The sequence below is a fragment of the Paracoccus contaminans genome, from assembly GCF_002105555.1.
Lineage (GTDB): Bacteria > Pseudomonadota > Alphaproteobacteria > Rhodobacterales > Rhodobacteraceae > Paracoccus > Paracoccus contaminans.
The window spans coordinates 2,795,247-2,820,577 of the sequence record NZ_CP020612.1; the positions used below are offsets into that span (position 1 = coordinate 2,795,247).

The window sequence follows — 25,331 nt, forward strand, 5'->3', positions numbered from 1 at the left end:
TTCAGGCAAACCTGCGGGGGATATAGCCATCATGCCCGCCATGCGCGAGGGGCCTCATTGCGGCCTCGCGCGCCTTGCCTTATCGAGAACATCATGATCGATCCTCACATGATTGCGATCCTCATCACCGCGGCGGGCCGGGGCAGCCGCATGGGCGGGGACCTGCCCAAGCAGTGGCAGCCCCTCGGGCCGGGCAGCGTGCTGGCCCGCACGGTGGCGGCCTTCGCGGCCTTTCCGCGCATCCTGGTCGTCGTCCACCCGGACGACATGGTCCGCGCGGTGGACGAGCTTGGGGGCCGCGTCACGCTGGTCGCCGGCGCCGACACCCGCGCGGGCAGCGTGCGCGCGGGGCTGGAAACGCTGGAAGGCTCGGGCATCACCCATGTGCTGATCCATGACGGCGCGCGGCCGCTGGTCGGCCCCGAGGTGATCGCCCGCGTGATCGAGGCGCTGGACGCGGGCGCGCAGGCCGCCGCCCCAGCCTTGCCCGTCACGGACGCGCTGTGGCGCGGCGAAGGCAGCACCGTCACCGCCGCCATGGACCGCAGCGGCCTTTACCGCGCGCAGACGCCGCAGGGCTTTGCGCTGGGGCCGATCCTTGCCGCCCACCGCGACGGGCCGGCGGATGCGGCCGACGACGTGGAGCTGGCCCGCCGCCACGGCATGCCCGTGACGATCGTGCCGGGGGACGAGGACAACCTGAAACTCACCTGGCCGCAGGACATGGCGCGCGCCAGACGGATCATGGGGGCGCGCATGGATGTGCGGCTGGGCAACGGCTATGACGTGCATGCCTTCGGGCCGGGCGCCAGTGTCTGGCTATGCGGGGTCGAGATCGCGCATGGTCGCGGGCTGGTGGGCCATTCCGATGCGGATGTGGGCATGCACGCCCTGACCGACGCCATCTACGGCGCGCTGGCCGAGGGCGACATCGGCCGTCATTTCCCCCCGTCGGACCCGCAGTGGAAGGGCGCGGCCTCGGCCATCTTCCTGCGGCACGCGGCCGATCTGGCCCGCGCACGCGGGTTCCGCATCGGCAACGCCGATGTGACGCTGATATGCGAGCGGCCCAAGATCGGCCCCCATGCCGCCGCCATGCAGGCGCGCCTGGCCGACATCATGGGGATCGGGCCGGGGCGCGTCAGCGTCAAGGCCACCACCTCGGAACGGCTGGGCTTTACCGGGCGCGAGGAAGGCATCGCCGCGCTCGCCACCGCAACGCTGGTGGGAGAAGGCTGATGGACGGCATGATCGCGACGGTGCTGGGGATCGGCCGGCTGCGCCCCGCGCCGGGGACATGGGGTTCGGCCGCCGCGCTTGCGCTGGGTTACGGGCTGCACCGGGCGGGGCATTTCCCGCTGGTGCTGGCGGGCACCGCGGCGGCGATCCTGCTGGGCTTCTGGTCGGTGGCACGCTTCACCGCCGGGATGGCCGACAAGGACCGCAGCGAGATTGTCATCGACGAGGTTGCCGGCCAGTTGATCGCCCTGTGCGCGACCTCGGGCGGGTTCTGGTTTGCCGGGCTGCCGCGGGACGCGATGCCATGGCCGGGCCTGGTCATGCCGTTCCTGTTCTTTCGCCTGTTCGACATCTGGAAGCCCTGGCTGGTCGGCCGGGCCGACCGGCGCCGCGACGCGGCCGGGGTGATGCTGGATGACATCTGGGCCGGACTGTTCGCCGCCGCCGCATCGATCGCGGCGGCCGGGATCTATCATGGCGTGGTGATGGGATGAGCGGACGAAACCCCGATGATCTGAACGCCCTAGCCCGGCGGGTGATCGCCGCGGCGCAGGACCGGGGCGTGATGCTGGCGGCCGCGGAAAGCTGCACGGGCGGGATGCTGTCGGCGGCGCTGACCGACATTCCGGGATGTTCGGCCGCATTGGACCGGGCCTTTGTGACCTATTCGAACCAGGCCAAGGTGCAGATGCTGGGGGTCAGCCAGCAGGCGCTGGACGATCACGGGGCGGTCAGCCCGCAGGTCGCCGCGCAGATGGCCGCCGGGGCGCTTAAGCGGTCGGGCGCGGGACTGGCCGTGTCGATCACGGGCATCGCGGGGCCGGGCGGGTCAGAAAGCAAGCCCGAGGGCCGCGTCTGTTTCGGCGTCGCCAGCGTGGACGGCCTGCGGACCGAAACGATGGAATTCGGCGCCCTGGGCCGCGACGGCGTGCGCCGCGCGTCGACGGCCCATGCGATGACGATGATCCTGGCCGCGCTGGGCAACTGACGGCGGGGGCTGACGGGGGCGGCAGATTGATCCTTGCCATCATGGCAGTGGTCGGGCGCGCGGCCTCCCATGACCCGCCGGATGCCGAAAGGCGGCAAGGATGCCTGCCTTGCCCAACACCCCAGGAACTGCCCTGTCAGCAGCAGATGGGCTGCTGCGCGACAGAACGCGCGCAAAGGGCGGCGGAGGCACGTCGTAAGGCGGCGATATCGCCATGCCTGCCGCGGCTCATGGCCGGGCTCGGCTGCCCTCTTGAACATCCCGGCCATCGGCGACTCCGGATCAGGCTTGCGCCGCGCCCCTGTTTGAACGGATGCCGGTCCAGCCGCAGGTTGCTTCCTTGACTGCCCGCAGCGGAACGGCTGTCCGGGCCGGCGGATCAAAGCACCGCCAGCAGGGCGGCGATCTCCTCTGCCGTGGTGGTCCAGCCGGTCACCAGCCGGATCGTGCCCCGATCCTCGTCATCGCCGGCCGCCGGCCAGTCGGCCGCACGCAGCCCGGCCGCACGGGCGCGGGCGATGACCGCGCGCGGCAGGCGCACGAAGACTTCGTTTGCCTCGACCGGGGCCAGCGGCGCATGGCCCGAATTGCGCAGGCCGGCGGCCAGCTCGGCGGCGGCGGCATTGGCATGGCGCGCCAGATCAAGCCACAGCCCGCCCTCCAGCCAGGCCAGCGCCTGCGCGGCCAGAAAGCGGTGCTTGGACCACAGATGCCCCGCCCGCATCCGGCGAAAGGCGAAATCCTGCGCCCGCGCGGGATCGAAGAACACGACCGCCTCAAGCGCAAGGCAGCCGTTCTTGGTGCCCCCCAGCGACAGCGCATCGACCCCCGCGCGCCATGTCAGCGCCGCGGGCGATGCGCCCGTCGCCGCAACCGCATTGGCAAAGCGCGCGCCATCGACATGTACCGCCATGCCTGCGCCCCGCGCGACGGCGCACAGCCCCGCGACCGAGGCCGCGTCATGCACCGTTCCCCATTCGGTCGCATTGGTGATCGACAGCACGGCGTTGCGCCCGTCATGTTCGTCCACCTGCGGATAATCCGCGATCCGCGCGGCCAGGGCCTGCGGCGTCATCCGCCCCCATGCCCCCGGCGTCAGCGCCAGCGACGCGCCGCCCGCCATCCAGGCCGGACCGCCGCTTTCCGATGTCTCGATATGCGCCGTCTCATGGCAGAAGATGCGGCCCCATGGCGGGCAGAGCTGCGCCAGCGCCAGCGCATTGGACCCCGTGCCCGTGCCGACCAGGAACACCGCCGCATCCGGGGCCTCGAAGATCTCGCGCAGGCGCCCGGCCGCGCCTTCGGTCAGCGCATCGCGCCCATAGGAGGGGGCGGACCCGTCATTGGCCGCCGCGAGCGCCGCCATGATGCGCGGATGCACGCCCGAGCTGTTGTCCGACCCGAAGTTCATGACAGATCCTCGATGACATGCTGGTCCCAGTCCTCCTCGCTGACCGCCAGTTCGCTGACCGTCCAGCCCCTGACCGAAACACCCGCCCGGTGGATTGCCTCGGGATCGCCCGAAACAAGATGGTGCCAGGCGTAAAGCGGCTTGCCCTCGGCCCGCAGGCGATAGGCGCAGGTCGCCGGCAGCCACCAGGCGATCTCGCGCAGCTTTGCCGGCGTCAGCACCACGCAATCGGGAACGAAATCATGGCGGTTCGGATAGGACGCACAGCGGCAGCTTTGCCCGTCGAGCAGGCGGCAGGCGACGCGGGTGAATTCGACGCTGCCGTCATCCTCGTATTCGATCTTGTTCAGGCAGCATTTCCCGCAGCCGTCGCACAGCGCCTCCCATTCGGCGGCGGACAGATCGGCCAGCGGCAGTTCCCAGAAACGGTCGCGCATCATCGCGGGGCCGACAGGATGCGGCGGGCCTCGGCCTCGTCGGCGCGCATCTGGGCGACCAGCGCCTCGACCCCGTCAAAGCGCATCTCGGGGCGCAGGTAATCGACCAGGGCGATCGAAAGATGCTCGCCGTAAAGATCGCCGGTGAAATCGAACAGAAAGGTTTCCAGGTTCGGCGTGTTTTCCCCGAACATCGGCCTGACCCCAAGGCTGGCGACCCCGCCATAGGCGCCCTTGTGGGGGCCGGTCAGCACATCGGCCAGCACCGCATAGACGCCCAGCCTGGGCAGGTGCAGCCCGTCCAGCGCCATGTTGGCGGTTGGATAGCCCAGCTGGCGGCCCCGCTTTTCCCCGTGCAGCACCTCGCCCTCGATCCGGTGCCAGTGGCCCAGCATCGCCTCGGCCTCGCGCGGGCGGCCGGCCGCCAGCGCGGCGCGGATCGCGGTGGAACTGGCCGGCGCGCCCCCTTGCGCCAGCAGCGGCACCACCGTGACCCCGAAACCCAGCGCCTGCCCCAGCCCCTGCAGCGTTGACGCATCCCCCTGCCTGCCGCGGCCAAATCGGAAATCGGCGCCGACCGCGACATGGACGACCCCCAGCCCCTCGGCCAGCACCTCGCGGGCGAAATCGGGCGGGGCCAGGCTCGCCAGCACGGCATCGAAGGGCAGCTCGTAAAGCCGGCTGACGCCCAGCCGGGCCAGCCGGTTGGCGCGCGCTTCGGGGTTCATCAGGCGAAAGGGCGGCTCGGCCCGGCCGGCTGCCTGGGCGAAATAGCTGCGGGGATGCGGCTCGAAGGTGACGACGCCCAGGGGCGCGTCGGGACGGGCGGCGCGGGCCGCGTCGATCACCACCCGGTGCCCCCGATGCACGCCGTCAAAATTCCCCATCGCCACCGTCGCCCCGCGCGCCGCGGCCGGCAGGCCGCGCCAGTCACGATGGATATGGATGGAAACGTTCTGCATCGGCCCTGCCGGCGCCCTTTCTGCGGGGCCTCGTCCGGCGGACCCCTGCCGGAGGGGCGGACCCCTCAGTCGAACTTGCCGGATGGCGCCAGCACCATGGCCTCGCCCCTGAGCACGACGGTATCGCCGACCAGGCAGCGCGTGGCAAGGGTGACGCGACGCCGGGCATGGTCGATGGCCTGCACCTCGACCTCGGCCCGGACAATGTCGCCGGGCCTGACAGGGGCCATGAACTTCAGCGTCTGGCTGAGATAGACGGTGCCGTGGCCGGGCAGCTGTTCCCCGATCACGGCCGAGATGAGGCCCGCGGTCAGCATTCCGTGGGCGATGCGTCCGTGGAACATCGTCTCGCGCGCATAGGCGTCATCCAGATGGACAGGATTGCGGTCGGTGGACACCTCGGCAAACAGGGCGATGTCGTGATCGGTCACCTGCTTTTGCAGGAACCGCATCATCCCGATTTCAAGATCCTCGATGACGATGGTGCCGCGCGGCTGGTTGTCCTGCATCATCAATCCCCCCTGTGCCGGCCCGCGGACGCAATGCCGCGGCGCCGGCCTGTCCCTTTCCGGCCGCATGCGCGCCGGTCCTCCTCCGGCGCGAGGCGTGGCGTGCCTAGCGCAGCCGGCCGATGGCGTAGGTCGGCGCCATCGTCATGGCCATTGCCGCCGATTGCGCCGACAGCCAGTCCGTCATGCGCTGATGTTCGGGGCGCTCGACATCCTGCCCCATGTGCTCGGCGGCCAATCCCCCGGTCACGAACAGCGAATCGATCCCCTGCGCCAGCGCCCCGGCGATGTCGGTGCCGATGCCGTCGCCGATGGCCAGTTCGCGCGCGTCGGCGACACCCAGGCGGCGGCGGGCCAGTTCATAGATGGGCGCATGCGGCTTGCCGAAATACAGGGCCTCGCCGCCCAGTTCCTCGTAAAGCTGCGCCAGCGCCCCGGCACAGTAAAGCCGCTGGTCCCCGTAATCGACCACGAGGTCGGGATTGGCGCACAGCAGCGGCAGCCCCCGTTCGGCGGCTTGGCCGAGGCGTTCGCGATAATCCTCCGGCGTCTCGGTTAGGTCGTCGAAGGGTCCGGTGACGACCACGCCCTCGGCCTCGTCAAGGGAAACCCGGCGCAGCGAGGCGGCGCGCGGATCGTCCGTTTCGGTGAAGAAGGCCACGTCCTTGGGCGGGCCGACATGCCAGACCCGGTGCCCGACCTGGCCCGAGAACATCGCGTCCTGCGCCGCATCGCCCGAGGTCACGATCTCGTCCCAGGCATCGGCGGGAACGCCAAGGCCGGCGATCTGCGCGGCCACCGCACCGCGCGGGCGCGGCGCATTGGTGACCAGCGCCACCCTGCCCCCCCGCGCCGGAAATCCTGCAGCGCGGCGATGGCTGCCGGATAGGCGGCCTTGCCGTTGTGCACGCAGCCCCACAGGTCGCAGAACAGCACGTCATAGTCCTGCGCAATCGCAGACAGCGAATCGATGATGCGGGTCACGCGCGGAAGGCTCCTGACAAGGGGGCGGGGCACAGGCCCGGCCGAGAAGGGTTGTTACAGCTTGAGCGCGGGGATGATCTGCTTCTTGCGGCTGACGATGCCGGGCAGAACGACGCTGTCGCCCGGCACCTGCACCTCAAAGGTGGCCGCCGCGACCGCGCGCACGAAATCATTGGGGATCAGCAGCGTGGAGCGTTCGTTCAGGATGTCCACGATGAACAGCAGCACCTCGTCGGCGCCTTCCTCGGCGGCGACGGCGGGGATGGCGGCCAGCAGGTCCGCCTTGCGGTCGAGCAGCACCTGCGGGGCCGTCGTTTCCAGGACCGAGATGCGCAGCCGCTTGCCGCCCAGCTCGTATTCCTTGCTGTCCATCCTCAGCAGGGCGGCTGCCGAGAAGGAGGACACATCCGACTTTGCCGTGAACATCTCGGCGGCGTATTGCGGAATTTCGATCCCCAGATCGGCGGCCAGCTTTTCGGCGACCTGGCGGTCGTGCGGCGTGGTGGTGGGGCTGCGGAATTCCAGCGTGTCCGACAGGATGCAGGTCAGCATCACGCCCTTGACCCAGGCGGGGGCGCGCTCGAGGTCATTCCCGATCAGGTCGTGCATGATCGTGGCGGTGCAGGCCAGCGGCCGCATGGTGATGTTGATCGGGGTGCGGGTCGTGATCCCGCCGGCCAGCATGTGGTGGTCGATGATCTCGACGACCTCGGCCTGGGACAGCGAGGCGGGCAGTTCGGCGGGGTTGTTGGTGTCAACGATGACGCAGCGGTCGCCGGGCTTGAGATCATCGATGATCTCGGGCAGGTCGAGGCCCCATTTGCCCAGCATCCACACCGCCTCGGTATTCGGGGTTCCCTGCAGGACCGCGCGCGCAGGGGTGCTGCGCATCTGCGACAGATACCAGGCCCAGATCAGCGGCGATCCGGTCGAGTCGGTGTCGGGGGCCTTGTGGCCGAGAACCTGGATCATGGGGGCAACCTTTCCTCGTCAATGCCAAGCGCGGGATCGCCGCGGCTTATAGGCAGTGCCCGGCGACTTGTGAAGCGCCCGGCGGATGGGGCGATCGGCATAGGCGCCGGGCCTTGCCGCCGGGCCGCGCTGCGGCGGCAGGGCGACATGGCGGGACCGGCGGGGCTGAGGGCATGGCAAGGCGGGCCGCCTGACGGGATGAGCGATCCGGCAAGCCTGCCCACCGACCGCGCATCAGCGGCATTGCGCGCCGGCACGGGCCACCGCCCTTCAGGCTGGCATGCCAAAGGGGCGAGGACTGCCCGGCAGCAAAGGGCCCGGCGTCCCTTGCGCATCCGAGGACCGGCGCTTTTACGGCGGTTGTTCCATGCGACAGAGGGGCCATGCAATGGTGGATCGTCCCGCAGGCACTGTCTGACAGGCGCCGGCCCCTCGATGCGCCTTGCGCGACCGGCCGCACCGCCGGCCGATGGACGCGCCCAGCCTGTCCACCCGGCGTGCAGGCCGAGCGGCCTTGAAGGCCCCAGCAAAAAACCCGCCCCCATGAGGGGGCGGGTTCATGTCGACCAGCCGTCAGACGGCCGGGCGGGACATTACATCATGTCCATGCCGCCCATGCCGCCCATGCCGCCGCCCATGCCGCCGGCAGCGGCGCCTTTGGGTTCGGGCTTTTCGGCGATCATGGCCTCGGTGGTGATCAGCAGGCCGGCGACCGAAGCCGCATCCTCAAGCGCGGTGCGCACGACCTTGGCCGGGTCGATGACGCCGAACTTGAACATGTCGCCATATTCTTCGGTCTGGGCGTTGAAGCCGAAGGTCTTGTCGTCGGATTCGCGCACCTTGCCAGCCACGACCGCGCCATCGACGCCGGCGTTCTCGGCGATCTGGCGCATCGGCGCTTCCAGCGCGCGGCGGACGATCGCGATACCGGCGTTCTGGTCGCTGTTCTGGCCTTCCAGCCCTTCCAGCACCTTGCCCGCCTGCACCAGCGCCACGCCGCCGCCGACAACGACACCTTCCTGCACCGCGGCGCGGGTGGCGTTCAGGGCGTCGTCGACGCGGTCCTTGCGCTCCTTGACCTCGACTTCGGTCATGCCGCCGACGCGGATGACGGCAACGCCGCCGGCCAGCTTGGCCACGCGCTCCTGCAGCTTTTCCTTGTCATAGTCCGAGGTGGTTTCCTCGATCTGCTGACGGATCTGGCTGACGCGGGCCTCGATCTCGGCCTTTTCACCATTGCCATCGACGATGGTGGTGTTGTCCTTGTTGATCGAGATCTTCTTGGCGCGGCCCAGCATGTCCAGACCGACATTTTCCAGCTTCATGCCGAGGTCTTCGCTGATGACCTGACCGCCGGTCAGGATCGCGATGTCCTGCAGCATCGCCTTGCGGCGATCGCCGAAGCCCGGCGCCTTGACGGCTGAAACCTTCAGCCCGCCGCGCAGGCGGTTGACGACCAGCGTGGCCAGCGCCTCGCCTTCCACATCCTCGGCCACGATCAGCAGCGGCTTCTGGGTCTGGATCACGGCTTCCAGCAGCGGGACCATCGGCTGCAGCGACGACAGTTTCTTTTCGTGCAGCAGGATGTAGGCGTCTTCCAGCTCGGCGACCATCTTGTCAGGGTTCGTCACGAAGTAGGGCGACAGATAGCCGCGGTCGAACTGCATCCCCTCGACGACTTCGACCTCGGTCTCCATCCCCTTGTTTTCTTCGACGGTGATGACACCCTCGTTGCCGACCTTCTGCATCGCCTCGGCGATCTGCTGGCCGATGAAGGCCTCGCCATTGGCCGAGATGGTGCCGACCTGGGCGACTTCGGCGGTGTCGTTCACGGGACGCGAGGCCGACTTGATCGCCTCGACGACCTTCGAGGTCGCCAGATCGACGCCGCGCTTGAGGTCCATCGGGTTCATGCCGGCGGCGACGGCCTTGAGGCCTTCCTTGATGATCGCCTGGGCCAGCACGGTCGCGGTGGTGGTGCCGTCGCCGGCCTCGTCATTGGTGCGCGAGGCCACTTCGCGGACCATCTGGGCGCCCATGTTCTCGAACTTGTCGGTCAGTTCGATTTCCTTGGCGACCGACACGCCGTCCTTGGTGATGCGCGGGGCGCCGAAGGACTTGTCGATGACCACGTTGCGGCCCTTGGGGCCCAGCGTCACCTTGACCGCATCGGCCAGGATGTTGACGCCCTTGAGCATCCGGTCGCGGGCGTCAGTGCTGAACTTGACTTCCTTGCCAGCCATTTATCTCTTCCTTCTGAGTGTGTTGAAAGCGAAACCTGCGAGGGATCAGCCGATGATCCCGAGGATGTCGCTTTCCTTCATGATGAGCAGCTCTTCGCCGTCCAGCGTGACTTCGGTGCCCGACCACTTGCCGAACAGGATGCGGTCGCCGCTCTTGACCGAGGGAGCGATCAGTTCGCCCGAATCCTTGCGCGCGCCTTCGCCGACGGCGACGATCTCGCCTTCCGAGGGCTTTTCCTTGGCGCTGTCGGGGATGATCAGCCCGCCTTTGGTCTTTTCGTCCGACTGGACGCGGCGGACCAGAACGCGGTCGTGCAGCGGTTTGAATGCCATCGTGAACACTCCGGTGTTTCGGGTTGCAGTGTTGCGTTGTTGGCACTCGGCCGAGGCGAGTGCCAATGGCCGGTGATCTAGAGCCGCCCTGCCGCCCTGTCAACGCCCCTGCCATTCGCTCAAGCCGCAAGGGGATGGACTTCCCGTCGCGGGGCGACTTTCTTCGCGCCATCATGACGGGGGCTGAGCGATGATGCGGATGCTGGGACATGCGGCGGCGGTGATCGCCGCCCTGCTGGGGCTGGCAGCAAACCCCGCCGGGGCGGAAACGGCACCCGCGGCAGGCGCCCCCCATGCTGAAATGATGGCGGCGCCCGCGGGCTGCGGCGGGCGCGACCTGATGGCCGTTCTGCCGGCGGACCAGCGCGCGGCGCTGGACAAGGCGGTGGCGGAGACGCCTTATGCCCGCGGCATCCGCTGGACGGCGCGGCGCGGCGCGGCGCGGATCGAGATCGTGGGCACCTATCATTTCGACGACCCGCGCCTGGGGCCACTGGCCCGCTCGCTCGAACCCGTGCTGGCGGGCGCGGGCGCGCTGCTGGTCGAGGCGGGGCCGGAGGAGGAAAAGACCCTGCGCGAGGCGATGGCACGCGACCCCGCGCTTGTTCTGGATCAGGACGGTCCCGGCCTGCCGGAACGGCTGGGACCGGCCGACTGGGTGGCCCTGTCGGCGGCGATGGCCGAGCGCGGCGTTCCCCCTGCCATGGCCGCACGGATGCGGCCCTGGTTCGCCACCACGATCCTGGGCCTGTCCCCCTGCATGCTGGCGCAGGCGCGCGGGGGGCGCGAACCGGGGCTGGACCACCGGCTGATCGACCTGGCGCGGACCCAAGGCGTGCCGGTCATCGCGCTTGAACCATGGGATACCGTGCTCACGCTCTTCGACGCCCTGGACGAGGGGGACGCGCTGGACATGATCCGCGCCGCGCTGCCGGCCGCGCGGCTTGCCGACGACTATGCGCGCACCACCATCGAGGCCTATGTGCGCGGCGATATCCGGGCGATCTGGGAATTCGGGCGGCTGGATGCCTATGGCGCCTCGGGACTGGACCGCGCCGCCGTGGATCGCCAGCAGGCCATCGCCGAGGAGCGGCTGATGACGCGCCGCAACGCAAGCTGGATCGCCCCCCTGACGGCGGCGGCCGAGCGGGCGGCCGCGCAGGGCAAGCCGGTGCTGGCCGCCTTCGGCGCGCTGCATCTTCCCGGCGAGGACGGGGTGCTGAGGCGCCTGGAGCGGGAAGGCTGGACGATCGAGCCGGGCGTCGCCGCGCTGGATGCGGCGAGGTGAGGTGAGGCGCATTGCGCGAGCCGCGCCCTGCGTCGCGGCGACCTTGAGTGGACGGGGCTGCACCGTGCCGCCCCCTGCCATGCCGTCCACTGCGGCGGATGAGCGGGCCTGTCGGTATCTGATCGACGGCAAGCACAACGCGGCCGCCCATGCGGCACCCCGCATGCGCACCCCGGAAGGCGCCATCCTTGGGCAGGCACCGCGTTGCCGCCAAGGGAGAGCGCAAGGGCCTGCAACCTTGATGCCGCATGAGGGCCGCGCGGCCCTGCCCGGCCCCTGCCCCGTCAGCGCGCCGCCTGTTGCGCCAGCCAGGCTGCTGTTTCCTGATCGGTGACCAGGGCACTGATGCGGCGACCGCGCAGCGCCCCCAGGATGGCGGGACGCTTGTCCTTTCCGGCCGCGACGGCGACGACGAGCGCATCGCCCGAGGCAGGCAGAGGGGCCGAGGCGACGCGCGCATTCAGGGGCAGCATCCTTCCCTCGATGTCATAGGCATGGCCCAGGATCTCGCCCACCGCGCCCTGCGCGCGCAGGGCCGCGACCTCGCCGGCCGACAGGAACCCGTCCTTGAGCAGCGGCGCCTGCGGGCCGAAATCGCCCAGGCCGATGACGGCGGTATCGGCGCGGGCGGCCATGGCGATGACCCGGCTGTTGCCGGGCTGGCGGTGCAGCGCCTGCCGTTCGGCCGCGCTTTCGGCGATTACCGGCACCATCAGGGGATAGCTGCGGGCCGTCACCACCTCGGACAGGGCGAACAGCACGTTGTAATAGGCGGCAGAGCCATCGGGCGCGATGTTCCCGGTCAGCGACACGATGCGGTGCTGCGGACAGTCGATGCGCCCCATCTGGCCGACGGCCGCCCGCAGGGTGCGGCCGGTGCCGACCGCAAGGATGAGCGGGTCGATGCGCGTCAGCTCGCGCTCGATCAGCGCGGCGGCCAGCGCGGCGACGCCGGCAAGGCCGGTCCCCTCGGGGGCGATCTCTGCCCGGCGCAGGCCAAAGCGGCCCTGCACCATCGCGGCCAGATCCAGGCAGGCGGCCAGGGGATGGTCGATGCGCACCTTGACAATTCCCGCCGCCTGGGCCTGCGCGACCAGCCGCTGGGCCGCCTGCCGGGAAATTCCCATCTCGCGCGCGATCTCGTCCTGGGTGAGGCCGCCGACATGCGCCAGCCAGGCGGCGCGTGCGGCCTGGTCCAGCCTGCGGTCATCATGGCTCATCGCCTGCCCTCCTCCTGATCTTTTAAACAGTTTGACAAAACAGGCAGCCAATGTGAACATTTGCTCACATAGCGGGCATTTGCCTGAACTGGGGGGAAACCATGACCACATCGTTGCGCGTTCTTCTGGGGGCCTGCGCCGTTTCGGCGCTTGCCGCGCCGGCCCTGGCCGAGACGCTGACCATCGCCACCGTCAACAACGGCGACATGATCCGCATGCAGAAGCTGGCCGACGATTTCACCGCCAAGAACCCCGGCATCACGCTGGAATGGGTGACGCTCGAGGAAAACGTCCTGCGCCAGCGCGTCACCACCGACATCGCCACCAAGGGCGGCCAGTATGACGTGGTGACGGTGGGCAACTACGAGGTGCCGATCTGGGCCAAGCAGGGCTGGCTCAAGCCGCTCGACGCGCTGCCGGCCGATTATGACGCGGCCGATCTGCTCAAGCCCGTGGCGGATGCGCTGTCGCTGGACGGCAAGCTCTATGCCGCGCCCTTCTACGGCGAATCCGCGATGGTCATGTATCGCAAGGATCTGGCCGATGCGGCCGGCGTCAGCCTGGGCGAAGCCCCCACATGGGCGCAGGTCTGGGACGCCGCCGCCAAGATGACCAACAAGGATCAGGGCATCGCCGGCATCTGCCTGCGCGGCAAGGCGGGCTGGGGCGAAAACATGGCCTTCCTTTCGGCAGCGGCCAACAGCTATGGCGCGGCTTGGTTCGGGACGGACTGGAAGCCCCAGTTCGACGGCCCCGAATGGAAGGAAGTGCTGACCGATTATGTCAAGGCGATCACCGAATACGGTCCCGCCGGCGCATCCTCGAACGGGTTCAACGAGAACCTTGCGCTTTTCCAGCAGGGCAAGTGCGGGATCTGGATCGACGCGACCGTGGCCGCATCCTTTGTGACCGACCCCAAGGAATCGACAGTTGCCGACAAGGTGGCCTTCGCCCAGTTCCCCAACAAGGAAGGCGTCGACAACCACGGCAACTGGCTGTGGTCGTGGAACCTGGCCATCCCTGCCTCGACCGACGCGCCCGAGGCGGCCGAGAAGTTCGTCGCCTGGGCGACCTCCAGGGGCTATACCGAACTGGTCGCCTCCAAGGAAGGCTGGCGGGCCGCGCCTCCCGGCACGCGCACGTCGCTTTACGCCAATGCCGACTACAAGGCGGCCGCGCCCTTTGCCGGGATGACGGAAAAGGCGATGATGTCGGCGACCCCGCAGAAGCCGTCCGTCAAGGACATTCCCTATACGGGCGGGCAATTCGTCGCGATCCCCGAATTCCAGGCGATCGGGACGGCCGTGGGCCAGCAGTTCAGCGCCGCCGTCGCGGGCCAGTCGGACGTGGCCAAGGCCCTGACCGCAGCGCAGCAGCTTGCCACGCGGGAAATGACCAAGGCCGGCTACATCAAGTGAGCCGCACCGGCTAAGCCTTGCATTGAAACGGGCCGGGCGCGCGGCATGCGTGCCCGCCCCGATGGCGCGAAGGGAGGCAGCGCATGGCCACGCAACATCAACGCGGTCTGGCACGGATCATGGCGGCCCCCTCGATCGGGCTGCTGCTGCTGTGGATGATCGTGCCGCTGGGCATGACGCTGTGGTTCAGCTTTCAGCGCTATAACCTGATCGACCCGATGCAGACCGGGTTCATCGGGCTGATGAATTACACGTTCTTCCTGTCCGATCCCGGATTCTGGACGGCGCTGGCCAATACGCTGCTGCTGGTCGGGGGCGTTCTGGCCATTACCGTGCTGGGGGGGATCGCCCTTGCCCTGCTGATCGACCAGCCCATCTGGGGACAGGGCATCGTCCGCATCCTGGTCATCGCGCCGTTCTTCGTCATGCCGACGGTCGCCGCCCTGGTGTGGAAGAACATGCTGATGAACCCGACCAACGGGCTGCTGGCGCATCTGGCGCGGTGGCTGGGCTTTCAGCCGGTGGATTTCCTGGCGCAGATCCCGCTGCTGTCGATCATCATCATCGTCGCCTGGCAGTGGCTGCCCTTTGCGACGCTGATCCTTCTGACCTCGCTGCAATCGCTCGACGGCGAGCAGATCGAGGCGGCCGAGATGGACGGCGCCGGCGCCTGGGCCAAGTTCACCTATCTGACCCTGCCGCATCTGAAGCGGGCGATCACCGTCGTCATCCTGATCGAGACGATCTTCCTGCTGTCGGTCTTTGCCGAGATCCTGGTCACGACCAATGGCGGGCCGGGCTATCAGTCAACCAACCTGCCCTATCTCGTCTATTCGCAGGCCCTGCTGCAATACGATGTGGGGGGGCTTCCGCCGGCGGGATCGTCGCCGTCATCCTGGCCAATATCGTCGCATTCTTCCTGATGCGCATGATCGGCAAGACGCTGGACTGACGGGGGCAACATGGCGCGCAACATATCCACCACCCGCAAGGCCGTCATGACGGCACTGGCCTGGGGCATCGCGCTGGCGATCTTCTTTCCGATCCTCTGGACGATCCTGACCAGCTTCAAGTCCGAGGCGGACGCGATCGCCAGCCCGCCGCGGTTCCTGGCCTTTGACTGGACGCTGGACAGCTACCGCGAGGTGCAATCGCGCTCCAACTATCTGCGCCATTTCCTGAACTCGGTCGCCATCGCGCTGGGATCGACGGCGCTGGGGCTGCTGATCGCCGTGCCGGCGGCATGGTCGATGGCCTTCCAGCCGACCCGGCGCACCCGCGACGTGCTGATGTGGATGCTGTCCACCAAGATGATGCCGGCGGTGGGCGTGCTGATCCCGATCTATATCCTGTTCCAGCGCCTGGGCCTGCTGGACACGCGGACCGGGGTGCTGGTCGTCCTGATGCTGATGAACCTGCCGATCATCATCTGGATGCTCTACACCTATTTCCGCGAGATCCCGGGCGAGATCCTCGAGGCGGCGCGGATGGACGGCGCGGGCCTGTGGGCCGAAATCCGGCATGTGCTGACGCCGATGGCGGTGCCGGGCATCGCCTCGACCATGCTGCTGAACGTGATCCTGGCGTGGAACGAGGCCTTCTGGACGCTGAACCTGACCAGTTCCAAGGCCGCGCCGCTGTCGGCCTTCATCGCCAGCTATTCCAGCCCCGAGGGGCTGTTCTATGCCAAGTTGTCGGCCGCCAGCACCATGGCGATCGCGCCGATCCTGATCCTGGGCTGGTTCAGCCAGAAACAGCTGGTGCGCGGCCTGACCTTCGGCGCCGTGAAGTAAGGGGGAAACGATGGGCAGCATCACGCTCAAAAACGTCCGCAAGACCTTCGGCGATGCCGAGGTCATTCCAGGCGTGGACCTGACGATCGAGGATGGCGAGTTCGTCGTCTTCGTCGGCCCATCGGGCTGCGGCAAATCGACCCTGCTGCGGCTGATCGCGGGGCTTGAGGATGTCACCTCGGGCCAGATCGTGATCGACGGGCAGGACGTGACCCATGCCGCGCCGGCGCGGCGGCGGCTGGCGATGGTGTTCCAGTCCTACGCGCTTTACCCGCACATGACGGTGCGCAAGAACATCGCCTTCCCGCTCAAGATGGCGGGCATGGCGCAGGCGGAACAGGACAAGCGGGTTGCGCATGCGGCCAGGATCCTGAACCTCGACAGCTATCTGGACCGCCGGCCCGGCCAGCTGTCGGGCGGCCAGCGCCAGCGTGTCGCCATCGGGCGGGCCATCGTGCGCGAACCGGCGGCGTTCCTGTTCGACGAACCGCTGTCGAACCTCGACGCCGCGCTGCGCGTCAACATGCGGGTGGAAATCAGCGAACTGCACAACAAGCTGGCGACCACGATGGTCTATGTCACCCACGACCAGGTCGAGGCGATGACCATGGCCGACAAGATCGTCGTGCTGCGCGCGGGCCGGGTGGAACAGGTCGGCAGCCCGCTGGATCTGTATCGCAGCCCCGCGAACCGCTTTGTCGCCAGCTTCATCGGGTCGCCCAACATGAACTTCATCGGCGGCGAACAGGCGGCCCGGCTTGGCGCACACGAAATCGGCGTGCGCCCCGAACATTTCCGCCTGTCGCAGACCGACGGCGCCTTTGCCGGCACCGTGGGCGTCGCCGAACATCTGGGGTCGGACACGTTCCTGCACGTGCATCTGGACGGCGGCGCCCATGTCGTCGCCCGCGCGGCCGGCGAGGTGCCGGTCCATCACGGCGACCGCATCTGGCTGACGCCAGAGGAAGGCCGCGTCTATCGCTTTACCAAGGACGGGTTGGCAGCATGAGATTGCAGGGAAAGACGGCGTTGATCACCGGCGCCGCACGCGGCATCGGCCAGGCCTTTGCCGAGGCCTATATCCGCGAGGGCGCCAGGGTCGCCATCGCCGATATCGACGCCGCACGGGTCCGGGCGACGGCTGCGCAGATCGGCGCGTTGCCGATCGTCATGGACGTGACCGACCAGGCCAGCATCGACGCCGGCGTGGCCGAGGCGGCGCGCGAACTGGGCGGCATCGACATCCTGATCAACAACGCCGCCCTGTTCGACCTGGCCCCCATCGTGGACATCACGCGCGCCAGCTATGATCGGCTGTTTTCCATCAACGTCGCGGGCACGCTGTTCACCATGCAGGCGGTCGCCCGCCACATGATCGAGCGCGGACAGGGCGGCAAGATCATCAACATGGCATCCCAAGCCGGCCGCCGGGGCGAGCCGCTGGTCGCCGTCTATTGCGCCACCAAGGCCGCGGTCATCAGCCTGACGCAGTCGGCCGGGCTGAACCTGATCGCCCACGGCATCAACGTCAACGCCATCGCGCCCGGCGTAGTTGACGGCGAACACTGGGACGGGGTGGACGCCAAGTTCGCCGAATACGAGAACAAGCCCCGCGGCCAGAAAAAGGCCGAGGTCGGCGCGGCCGTCCCCTTCGGCCGCATGGGCACCGCCGCCGACCTGACCGGCATGGCGGTCTTCCTCGCCTCGCCCGAGGCCGATTACATCGTCGCCCAGACGTATAACGTCGATGGCGGCAACTGGATGAGCTGAAATGAACCTGTCCAACACGACGCTGGGCGATCTGCCGGTCGCCGTCCCCGCCTATGACCGCAGCCGCCTGACCGGCGGGATCGTCCATTTCGGCCTGGGCAATTTCCACCGGGCGCATCAGGCCGTCTATCTCGACCGGCTGATGAACACGGGCGAGGGGCATGACTATGCCATCATCGGCGCCGGCGTCATGCCGTCGGATGCGCGCATGCGCGAGGCGCTGCTGGCGCAGGATTGCCTTTACACGGTCGTCGAACAGTCGGCCGACCGCTCGGACGCGCGGGTGATCGGCGCGATGGTGGATTATCTTCCCGCCGCCGATGCCGCCGCCATCGTGGCCCGCCTGGCCGATCCGCAGACACGCATCGCCAGCCTGACGATCACCGAGGGCGGCTATTTCATCGATGCCGCCACGGGGCATTTCGATCCATCGCACCCGGCGATCGCCGCGGACGGGGCCGATCCGGGCGCGCCCCGGACGGTGTTCGGCATGCTGGTCGCCGGCCTCAAGGCGCGGCGCGACGCGGGCATCCAGCCCTTCACCGTCATGTGCTGCGATAACGTCCCCCATAACGGCCTGGTCACGCGCGAGGCGGTGGTGGAAACGGCACGCCTGTCCGATCCGGACCTTGCCGAGTGGATCGCCGCCAATGTCGCCTTCCCGAACGCCATGGTGGACCGCATCACCCCCGCGACCAGCGAGCGCGAACGGGCCATGATCCGCGAGATGGGCGTTGATGATGCTGCCCCCGTCTTTGCCGAGGATTTCATCCAGTGGGTGCTTGAGGACAATTTCCCCGCAGGCCGCCCCGCGCTTGAAAAGGTCGGTGTCGAGTTCGTCGAGGACGTGACCCCGTGGGAGCTGATGAAGATCCGCATCCTCAACGGCGGCCATGCCGTCATCGCCTATCCGGCGGGGCTGATGGATATTCATTTCGTCCATGAGGCGATGGAAAACGATCTGGTCCGGGCCTTTCTGGACAAAGTCGAAACAGACGAGATCATCCCCGCCGTGCCGCCGGTGCCCAATACCGATCTGCGCGCCTATTTCGAAAAGGTCAGGGAACGCTGCGCCAATCCCAAGATCGGCGACACGATCCGGCGGCTGTGCCTTGACGGGTCGAACCGGCAGCCCAAGTTCATCGTGCCGACCATCGCCGACAGGCTGGCGCGCGGATTGCCGGTCGAGGGGCTGGCGCTGGAATCGGCGCTGTGGTGCCGCTACTGCGCAGGCATGTCGGATTCGGGGGCGACCATCGAGGCCAATGACCCGAGCTGGGATCGCCTGACCGCCGCCGCGCAGGCCGCCCGCACCGATGCGCAGGCATGGCTGGGCATGGCCGACATCTATGGCGCCACGGGCCGCGATCCGCGGCTGGCCGAGCCGTTCGCCCGCTGGCTGGCGATGCTGTGGGACAAGGGGACGGCTGCGACCTTGCGCCATTACCTCGCATCTTGACCGCGCTCATCTTCGACTGCGACGGGGTGCTGGTGGACAGCGAGCCGCTGTCGGTGGCCGAACTGGGCCGCACCCTGCGCGGCCAGGGGCTGCCGGTGGATGATGCGGATATCTATGACCGCATGATCGGCCGCCCCGTGGCGGAAATCGTGGCACTCTATGCCGCCGAACACGGCATCGATGCCACCCCCGCCCTGCCCGACTATCGCGCCCGTGTGGATGCGCTGTTCCGGGCCGGGCTGCGCCCGCTGGCGGGGATCGGGGCGGCGCTTGATGCCCTGCCGGATCTGCCGCGGGCGGTTGCCTCGTCATCGACCCTGCCTCGGCTGCACCTGTCGCTTGACCTGACGGGGCTGCATGAGCGTTTCGTCCCCCATATCTATTCCGCCACGCAGGTAAGCCGCGGCAAGCCCGCACCGGACCTGTTCCTGTTCGCGGCGGAACGGCTGGGTGCGCGCCCCCCCGACTGCATCGTGATCGAGGACAGCGTGGCCGGCGTCACCGCCGCGCAGGCCGCAGGCATGCGGGTCATCGGCCTGACCGCGGGGGGCCATGCCAGCGCCGCCCGTCTGGCCGAGCGTCTGGCAGAGCTGCGCCCCGATGCGCTGGTCGCTAGGACGGCCGATCTGCCGGGCGCGGTGCGGGCGCTTGTCAACCGCTAGGACATGACGAAGGGGGCAAGGATGTTTCTGGGGCTGGACTTGGGCACCTCGGGTGTCAAGGCGCTGCTGATGGATGAGGATCAGCGGGTGCTTGGGTCATCGACCGCGCCCCTGACGGTGCAGCGTCCCCATCCGGGCTGGTCCGAACAGAACCCCGCCGACTGGATCGCCGCCGCGACGGCCGCGGTGGCGCAACTGCGCGCCGCCCATGACCTGTCGGCAGTCCGCGGCATCGGCCTGTCGGGGCAGATGCACGGCGCGGTGACGCTGGACGCCGCCGATGCGGTGATCCGGCCGGCGATCCTGTGGAACGACACGCGCAGCCATGCGCAGGCCGCGCGGCTGGACGCCGACCCGCGCTTTCGGGCCATATCGGGCAACATCGTCTTTGCCGGCTTCACCGCGCCCAAGCTGGTCTGGATGGCCGAGCAGGAGCCTGAGGCATTCGCGCGCATCGCCCGCGTGCTGCTGCCCAAGGACTATCTGCGCCTGTGGCTGACGGGCGAGCATGTTGCCGAGATGTCGGACGCGGCCGGCACGAGCTGGCTGGATACGGGCGCGCGGGCCTGGTCGGATGACCTGCTGGCTGCATCGGGGATGCGGCGCGAGCAGATGCCCGCGCTGGTCGAGGGGAACGCGCCATCCGGCACGCTGCGCCCCGCGCTGGCGGCGCAATGGGGCATGGGACCGGGCGTCATCGTTGCCGGCGGGGCGGGCGACAACGCCGCAACAGCGATTGGCGCAGGCACCATCGCCGAAGGTCAGGGCTTTGTCAGCCTTGGCACCTCCGGCGTGCTGTTCGCCGCCACTGACCGCTACCTGCCCCGGCCGGAAAGCGCGGTTCATGCCTTCTGCCACGCCCTGCCCGGAATGTGGCACCAGATGGGGGTGATCCTGTCGGCCTCGGCCGCGCTGGAATGGTTCGCGGGGCTGGTCGGCCAGGCGCCGGCGGAACTGACCGGGGCGCTTGGGCCGTTGCAGGCGCCGGGCGAGGTGACGTTCCTGCCCTATCTGTCGGGTGAACGCACACCCCATAACGCGGCCCATATGCGCGGGATGTTCGCGGGGCTGTCTGCCCGCAGCGACCGCGCCGACCTGACGCGCGCCGTTCTCGAAGGGGTCGCCTTTGCCATGGCCGACAATCTGGATGCCTTGCGCGCCGCCGGCTCTGACCCGCGGATGCTGCTGGCCCTGGGCGGGGGTGCGCGGTCCGATTACTGGTTGCGCGCCATCGCGGCGGCGCTCGACCTGCCCGTGCTGGTCCCCGAGGCGGGTGATTTCGGCGCGGCCTTCGGTGCGGCTCGGCTGGGGCTGATGGCGGCCACGGGGGCCGATCCGGCCACCGTCTGCACGCCCCCCCGCATCGCCGCCGAGATCACGCCCGATCCGGCCCTGCGCGGCGCCTTTGCCGAAGGGCTGGCGCGTTTCAGGGCGCTTTACCCCGGCTGAACGCTATCTCGGCAGGGTGAACACCGTCGCCTGCCCCAATGCGCCGCCCGGCCGGATGACAAAAGCCGCTCGGCCTTCCGGCAGCCCTGCAGGAAGCTTGCCCCCGGCCGGGCGGCGGCCATCGCCTGATCCGCCACCCGGCCTGGATGCAGGCGATCACCCCTGCTGCAACGAGATGCTGGCCTGCTTGTCCTTGTAGTCCTCCTTGGGGTCGATCCCGAGCATCGACTTGACGCCCGCAAGGATGCTCGACCCGTCAAGCCAGATCTCGGCCTGCTCGGCGTCAAGCCGCATCAGGCGCAGCTTCGGATCATCCTTGCCGTCCTTGAACCATGCGGCAGAGCCGGGATTCCACAGCTTGTCGATCATCGCCCGGTCGTCCGACAAGGACAGGCGGCCCTGGATCGAGGCATAAAGCTCGCCCTTGATGGCGACGGTTGCGATGGCGCGGCGGCCTTCGCGGATCGCATCGACGATCGCATTGTCGGTGGACACGAAGAACCAGATCGGGCTGCGGTCCTCATCCAGAACGGCGGCCATGGGGCGGGCGAAGCCATCCTCGACGCCGTCCACGCCCAGCATCATGATCGGGTCCGAACGCAGCGCCTTCCAGAAGCGCGCTTCGATCTGCTTGTCGTCGGGCATGGGTTTCTCCGTTTCAATGTCGGGCCGTAACGCACCAGCCCCGACAAGGGTTCACGCGGGGCAAGGAAGCGATGCGCCCAGCGGCCTGCGCTCAGTCCGCCGAAGGCTCGCCGCGCTGCCGCGCGATCTGGGCGATGCGCCCGGCCAGCGGGCCTCTGGCATAGGCCAGCGCCTCGTAGAGGCGATAGATCAGCCAGGCCCAGGCCAGATAGATCTGCGGCTGCCCGGCGGCCAGCGCGCGGCGGGCGCGTTGGTGCGATCCGCGGCTGATCGCGGCCCGTGTGCGATAGACCATCCGCCGCCGCCAGGGCAGATCGGCGGATGGCGCGACGCGCTTGAGCGGTTGGACGCCCCTCCGCGGCCAGGTCAGGCGGAATGCCAGCCCCTCGCGCCGCTGGCGAAAGCCGGCAGCCTGCGTTGCGGCGACGAAGTCGGCATCCACGTCGCGCAGGTCCAGCCGCCCCTCCTCGCGCGCCGTGGCGATCATGCGGGCAAGCTCGGGCGAGCGGACGACGACCACGTTGGTGCCGCGCCCGTCGAATGAATAGGGCTCGACCCAGGCATCGCCGAAGCTGATATCGGCGGTCTCGGCCACCACGTCGTCGCAGAAATTGCAGGCGGCGTTCATGAAATAGCCCGCGCCCCAGTCGCCATCGGCCAGATGGGGCCAGTCCTTCTGCACGGTGCTGCCGTCATCCAGCGTCAGATGCGCCGTATAAAGGTTGGCCGGCCGCCCTTTATCCTTGAGCCGGTATTCCACCGCCCGCACCCGCTCGGGCACGGCCCCGAGCTGCCAGGCAAAGCTGGTGACAAAGCGCGCGCTTTTCATATGGCCGCAGAACAGCCCCAGCATATGGGTGATGCGCTCGGCCAGCACGGCATCCTGGGCGCGGGCCAGATGCACGCCCTTGATGAAACAGGGTATGCCGATCACGGCATAGCGCCCCGGCACCGCCCGCACCTCGGCCAGCACATCGGCCATGTGGACGGGGTGATAGCGCGAGCGCGCCCCGGCCAGCAGCGCATCCACGCTGCGGCTGATGCGATAGCCGAAGAACGGCTCGCCCGCGCCGCCGGGGTGGACATGCAGCACGCCGTCGATGCGGCCGGTGCGCAGCAGCTCGGCCGCGACCCAGCTGACCATCCCGCCCGAGGAGCCCCGCTCGCGGAACGGCGGCTCGGCCACGGCGCCGACCAAGGTCGCGACATGCCGGCCCAGCCGCTCGTCGTGCAAGGCGGCGGGAAAGCGTGCGGCGGCGATCCGGTCCTCGTCGAGGGCGGCGGGCGAAAAGGGGCACAACGCGGCAAAGGCTTCGCTGGGCAGGGCCGGGGGCGGCTCGAGCTGGCCAAAATCGTCCCAGCCCATCATGCCGGCGCCCGCGCAGGCGCCGCAGCCGATGCACAGGCCCGATGCGACCATCTGCTGGGGCGACAGCGCCGGAGCCACCGGCAGGCGAGGCACCGGGCGCAGGCTGCCCGGCGGGGGCGGCGCGGCGGTCATGCCAGCACCCCGCCCAGCCACGCGGCCGAGGCATCCCGCAGCGCGGCGATGCGCGCCTGCACGGCGGCCGAGGGCGGTTCGGCCAGCAGGGCCGCCACCCCGGCCGGGTCGCTGTCCTCGAACGTCAGGTGCCGCTCGGCCCCCAGCTTGGCCGTCAGGTCGCGGACCTTGTTCCAGCGGTAATCGGACGGGGCGCAGACCAGCGGCTTGCCGTTCACCAGCGCAAAGCAGCAGCCATGGAAATAGGTTGTCGCCACGGCCGCTGCGCCGGCCACCAGCGCCGCGAACTCATGCGGGCCGGCGTCAAGCCGCTGCTCGTCCGCCCAGTCGTTGCGATAGCCGGGCGACAGCGTGGGCAGCCCCATCGCCTGCGCCGCGGCCTGCACCCGGTCCGCGAACCAGCCCGGCAGGTGGTGGCCATAAACCAGCACATAGTCCCCCGGCGCGGGCGCCACCTGCGGCGGGTTCAGCAGCACCGGGTCCAGCACCAGCGGCGGGCGCAGGCCGGTCGCGCCCTCGACCAGCCGGAGGCTGTTGTCGTCGCGCACCGATATCGCGTCCAGCGCCCGCAGCCGGCCCGCCCAGTCCTCCGGGATGCCCCAATCCGCGTCGTGATTGCCAAAGCTGGCCGCATAGGTGACGACGCGCGGCGCCTTGACGCCCGCGCCCCAGAACAGCGGCTTGCCGCCATACCAGGGATGGCGCAGGTTCAACACCTCGTCGCTGCCGATCACCGCCAGATCGACGGGGGGCATGCCCGCCGGATCATCCAGATCGAAGGGCGCGGACAGCGGCAGGGTGCCGAACGCCTGAGTGAAGCGGCGCAGCTTGGCGCCGTATTGCGCCACATCCGCGCGCGGCGAGCGGTCGGGCAGCAGCGGCTGGAACGCATAGCGCCATTCGCGCGAGGTGACGGCGCAGGACTGGTGATCCAGCAGCACCGCATCATGCCCGCGCGCGGCGATCCATTCCACCAGCTGGCGCGCCTGCCAGTAGCTGCCATAATTGATCGCGCGGTGATAGGTCAGGATGCCGACGCGCATCGCTCAGCGCCCGTAGATGCGGTCGATGACCCCGGCCACGGTGACCAGATGCCACGCCTCGGGGTCAAATCGCGCCCCGCCCGCCAGCCGCGTCAGCCAGTCCACCGCCACGCGCCCGCCCCACTCGTCCGGCGGCTCGGCCAGGGGTTCGGCGCGGATGTGGTGGTGACGCTCGGCCCGCAGGTCGTAGAACGACCCCGCGACGTTGCGCAGGGACGCGCCGCCTTCGGTGCCGTAGAACTCGGCCGCGATCACCGCCTCGCGCCCGGCCTGCAGGCCCCAGGAACAGGCGAGCCGCAGGACCGCCCCGCCGGCAAGGTCAAGCGTTGCGACCGCGTAATCCTCGCAGGCCGCCGCCGGGTCGGCCAGCGGCGCGCCCTTGTGGAACAGGCGGCTGTGCACGCCCGTCACCTCGGGCCAGCCAAGCGAGGACAGGGCCAAGTCGATCAGGTGAACACCCAGGTCCACCACGCAGCCGCCGCCCGACAATGCCGGGTCGTAGAACCACGGCTTGTCCGGCCCCCAGGCGTTGTGGAAGGTCACGTCGACGCCAAAGACATGCCCCAGCGCGCCCGTGTCCAGCAGCGGACGGATGGCGGCCATGGCGGCGGTGTGGCGGTAGGACAGGTCAACGCCCAGCAGGCGGTCCGCGGCGCGGGCAGCCTCGACCACGGCGCCGACCTCGGCCGCGGTGCGGCCCAAGGGCTTCTGGCAGAACACGGCCTTGCCTGCCCGCAGCGCGGCAAGCGACTGCGCGGCATGGGCGGCGCTGGGGGTGGCGATCACCACCGCGTCGATGTCCTGCCCCAGCAGCGCGTCAAGATCCGCCACCCGCCGCGCCCCGGGGGCAATGGCGAGGGCCTCGGCTGCGGCCTCGTCCCCCGGCTCGGCAATGGCCGTGATCTCGGCCAGCCCTGTCGCCGCCAGCGCCGCCATGCGGTGCCGGCCGATCCAGCCGGTGCCCAGAAATCCCAGCCGCGGTTTCATGATCCTGCCCGCGTCATT

The 25,331-nt window shown here is 69.1% G+C and carries 23 protein-coding genes and 2 pseudogenes; 12 read left to right on the forward strand and 13 right to left on the reverse strand.

Going from position 1 to position 25,331, the window contains the following annotated elements; all coding sequences use genetic code 11:
* Positions 1–93 precede the first annotated feature (93 nt).
* From B0A89_RS13365 to B0A89_RS13375, 3 genes are read left to right on the forward strand one after another with little or no spacing between them, the layout of a single operon-like run.
* Entirely contained in the window at positions 94–1,239 is a 1,146-nt protein-coding gene (locus B0A89_RS13365; protein ID WP_085378536.1) for a bifunctional 2-C-methyl-D-erythritol 4-phosphate cytidylyltransferase/2-C-methyl-D-erythritol 2,4-cyclodiphosphate synthase, read from the forward strand.
* The gene (locus B0A89_RS13370) at positions 1,239–1,733 is read left to right on the forward strand and encodes a phosphatidylglycerophosphatase A family protein (protein ID WP_085378537.1); all 495 of its coding nucleotides are present in this window, start codon (positions 1,239–1,241) and stop codon (positions 1,731–1,733) included. Before B0A89_RS13365 ends, B0A89_RS13370 begins: the two co-directional genes overlap by 1 nt.
* Positions 1,730–2,227 carry a CinA family protein gene (locus B0A89_RS13375; RefSeq protein WP_085378538.1) on the forward strand — a complete coding sequence of 166 codons (498 nt, stop codon included), beginning with the start codon at positions 1,730–1,732 and terminating at the stop codon, positions 2,225–2,227. The genes B0A89_RS13370 and B0A89_RS13375 overlap by 4 nt, the downstream gene beginning before the upstream one ends.
* A 379-nt stretch (positions 2,228–2,606) precedes the next feature.
* Here the strand turns inward: B0A89_RS13375 and B0A89_RS13380 are convergent, their stop codons facing one another.
* From B0A89_RS13380 to groES, 8 genes and pseudogenes are all read right to left on the reverse strand, one after another.
* Positions 2,607–3,638: a threonine aldolase family protein gene (locus B0A89_RS13380; RefSeq protein ID WP_085378539.1), complete on the reverse strand. Its 1,032-nt coding sequence runs from the start codon at positions 3,636–3,638 to the stop codon at positions 2,607–2,609.
* Entirely contained in the window at positions 3,635–4,075 is a 441-nt protein-coding gene (locus B0A89_RS13385; protein ID WP_085378939.1) for a YcgN family cysteine cluster protein, read from the reverse strand. The genes B0A89_RS13380 and B0A89_RS13385 overlap by 4 nt, the downstream gene beginning before the upstream one ends.
* Positions 4,075–5,022: a bifunctional riboflavin kinase/FAD synthetase gene (locus B0A89_RS13390; protein ID WP_085378940.1), complete on the reverse strand. Its 948-nt coding sequence runs from the start codon at positions 5,020–5,022 to the stop codon at positions 4,075–4,077. Before B0A89_RS13390 ends, B0A89_RS13385 begins: the two co-directional genes overlap by 1 nt.
* Positions 5,023–5,102: 80 nt before the next feature.
* On the reverse strand, positions 5,103–5,546 hold the full coding sequence (locus B0A89_RS13395; protein ID WP_085378941.1) for a MaoC family dehydratase: 444 nt from the start codon (positions 5,544–5,546) through the stop codon (positions 5,103–5,105).
* A gap of 106 nt (positions 5,547–5,652) precedes the next feature.
* Positions 5,653–6,530: pseudogene (locus B0A89_RS13400) on the reverse strand (TIGR01459 family HAD-type hydrolase).
* Between the two features lie 54 nt (positions 6,531–6,584).
* Complete coding sequence (locus tag B0A89_RS13405) at positions 6,585–7,502, reverse strand: manganese-dependent inorganic pyrophosphatase (protein WP_085378540.1); 918 nt, start codon at positions 7,500–7,502, stop codon at positions 6,585–6,587.
* Between the two features lie 593 nt (positions 7,503–8,095).
* Positions 8,096–9,745, reverse strand: a complete 1,650-nt coding sequence (gene groL, locus B0A89_RS13410) for a chaperonin GroEL (protein WP_085378541.1) — start codon at positions 9,743–9,745, stop codon at positions 8,096–8,098.
* A gap of 45 nt (positions 9,746–9,790) precedes the next feature.
* A complete protein-coding gene (gene groES / locus B0A89_RS13415) occupies positions 9,791–10,078 on the reverse strand; it encodes a co-chaperone GroES (protein ID WP_085378542.1) in 288 nt (95 codons plus the stop codon).
* Positions 10,079–10,271: 193 nt separating this feature from the next.
* Here groES and B0A89_RS13420 point away from each other — a divergent pair, with 193 nt between their 5' ends.
* Positions 10,272–11,366 carry a TraB/GumN family protein gene (locus B0A89_RS13420; RefSeq protein ID WP_169712176.1) on the forward strand — a complete coding sequence of 365 codons (1,095 nt, stop codon included), beginning with the start codon at positions 10,272–10,274 and terminating at the stop codon, positions 11,364–11,366.
* A 284-nt stretch (positions 11,367–11,650) separates the two neighbouring features.
* Here B0A89_RS13420 and B0A89_RS13425 read toward each other — a convergent pair whose 3' ends face one another.
* Positions 11,651–12,586 carry a sugar-binding transcriptional regulator gene (locus B0A89_RS13425; protein ID WP_085378543.1) on the reverse strand — a complete coding sequence of 312 codons (936 nt, stop codon included), beginning with the start codon at positions 12,584–12,586 and terminating at the stop codon, positions 11,651–11,653.
* Between the two features lie 101 nt (positions 12,587–12,687).
* Here B0A89_RS13425 and B0A89_RS13430 point away from each other — a divergent pair, with 101 nt between their 5' ends.
* The 8 genes and pseudogenes from B0A89_RS13430 (at position 12,688) to xylB (ending at position 21,137) form a co-directional block, all read left to right on the forward strand.
* A complete protein-coding gene (locus tag B0A89_RS13430) occupies positions 12,688–14,004 on the forward strand; it encodes an ABC transporter substrate-binding protein (RefSeq protein ID WP_085378544.1) in 1,317 nt (438 codons plus the stop codon).
* Between the two features lie 83 nt (positions 14,005–14,087).
* Positions 14,088–14,956, forward strand: a pseudogene (locus B0A89_RS13435) (carbohydrate ABC transporter permease).
* Positions 14,957–14,966: 10 nt separating this feature from the next.
* Positions 14,967–15,797 (forward strand): carbohydrate ABC transporter permease, encoded by an 831-nt coding sequence (locus tag B0A89_RS13440; protein WP_085378545.1) that lies wholly within the window; start codon positions 14,967–14,969, stop codon positions 15,795–15,797.
* A gap of 10 nt (positions 15,798–15,807) precedes the next feature.
* On the forward strand, positions 15,808–16,806 hold the full coding sequence (locus tag B0A89_RS13445; RefSeq protein WP_085378546.1) for an ABC transporter ATP-binding protein: 999 nt from the start codon (positions 15,808–15,810) through the stop codon (positions 16,804–16,806).
* Positions 16,803–17,567 (forward strand): L-iditol 2-dehydrogenase, encoded by a 765-nt coding sequence (locus tag B0A89_RS13450; protein WP_085378547.1) that lies wholly within the window; start codon positions 16,803–16,805, stop codon positions 17,565–17,567. The genes B0A89_RS13445 and B0A89_RS13450 overlap by 4 nt, the downstream gene beginning before the upstream one ends.
* Before the next feature lies 1 nt (position 17,568).
* Positions 17,569–19,026 carry a mannitol dehydrogenase family protein gene (locus tag B0A89_RS13455; protein WP_157115357.1) on the forward strand — a complete coding sequence of 486 codons (1,458 nt, stop codon included), beginning with the start codon at positions 17,569–17,571 and terminating at the stop codon, positions 19,024–19,026.
* Positions 19,023–19,688 (forward strand): HAD family hydrolase, encoded by a 666-nt coding sequence (locus tag B0A89_RS13460; protein WP_240558560.1) that lies wholly within the window; start codon positions 19,023–19,025, stop codon positions 19,686–19,688. Before B0A89_RS13455 ends, B0A89_RS13460 begins: the two co-directional genes overlap by 4 nt.
* 21 nt (positions 19,689–19,709) lie before the next feature.
* Positions 19,710–21,137 carry a xylulokinase gene (gene xylB / locus B0A89_RS13465; protein WP_085378549.1) on the forward strand — a complete coding sequence of 476 codons (1,428 nt, stop codon included), beginning with the start codon at positions 19,710–19,712 and terminating at the stop codon, positions 21,135–21,137.
* A gap of 156 nt (positions 21,138–21,293) precedes the next feature.
* On the opposite strand, the gene B0A89_RS13470 is transcribed toward xylB, so the two are convergent.
* From B0A89_RS13470 to B0A89_RS13485, 4 genes are all read right to left on the reverse strand, one after another.
* Positions 21,294–21,782, reverse strand: a complete 489-nt coding sequence (locus B0A89_RS13470) for a pyridoxamine 5'-phosphate oxidase family protein (protein WP_085378550.1) — start codon at positions 21,780–21,782, stop codon at positions 21,294–21,296.
* 91 nt (positions 21,783–21,873) lie between these two features.
* Positions 21,874–23,283 carry a Coenzyme F420 hydrogenase/dehydrogenase, beta subunit C-terminal domain gene (locus B0A89_RS13475; RefSeq protein WP_205949754.1) on the reverse strand — a complete coding sequence of 470 codons (1,410 nt, stop codon included), beginning with the start codon at positions 23,281–23,283 and terminating at the stop codon, positions 21,874–21,876.
* Positions 23,280–24,326, reverse strand: coding sequence for a polysaccharide pyruvyl transferase family protein (locus tag B0A89_RS13480; RefSeq protein ID WP_085378551.1), 1,047 nt, complete (start codon positions 24,324–24,326; stop codon positions 23,280–23,282). The genes B0A89_RS13475 and B0A89_RS13480 overlap by 4 nt, the downstream gene beginning before the upstream one ends.
* A gap of 3 nt (positions 24,327–24,329) precedes the next feature.
* The gene (locus tag B0A89_RS13485) at positions 24,330–25,313 is read right to left on the reverse strand and encodes a Gfo/Idh/MocA family protein (protein WP_085378552.1); all 984 of its coding nucleotides are present in this window, start codon (positions 25,311–25,313) and stop codon (positions 24,330–24,332) included.
* Between the last annotated feature and the right edge of the window lie 18 nt (positions 25,314–25,331).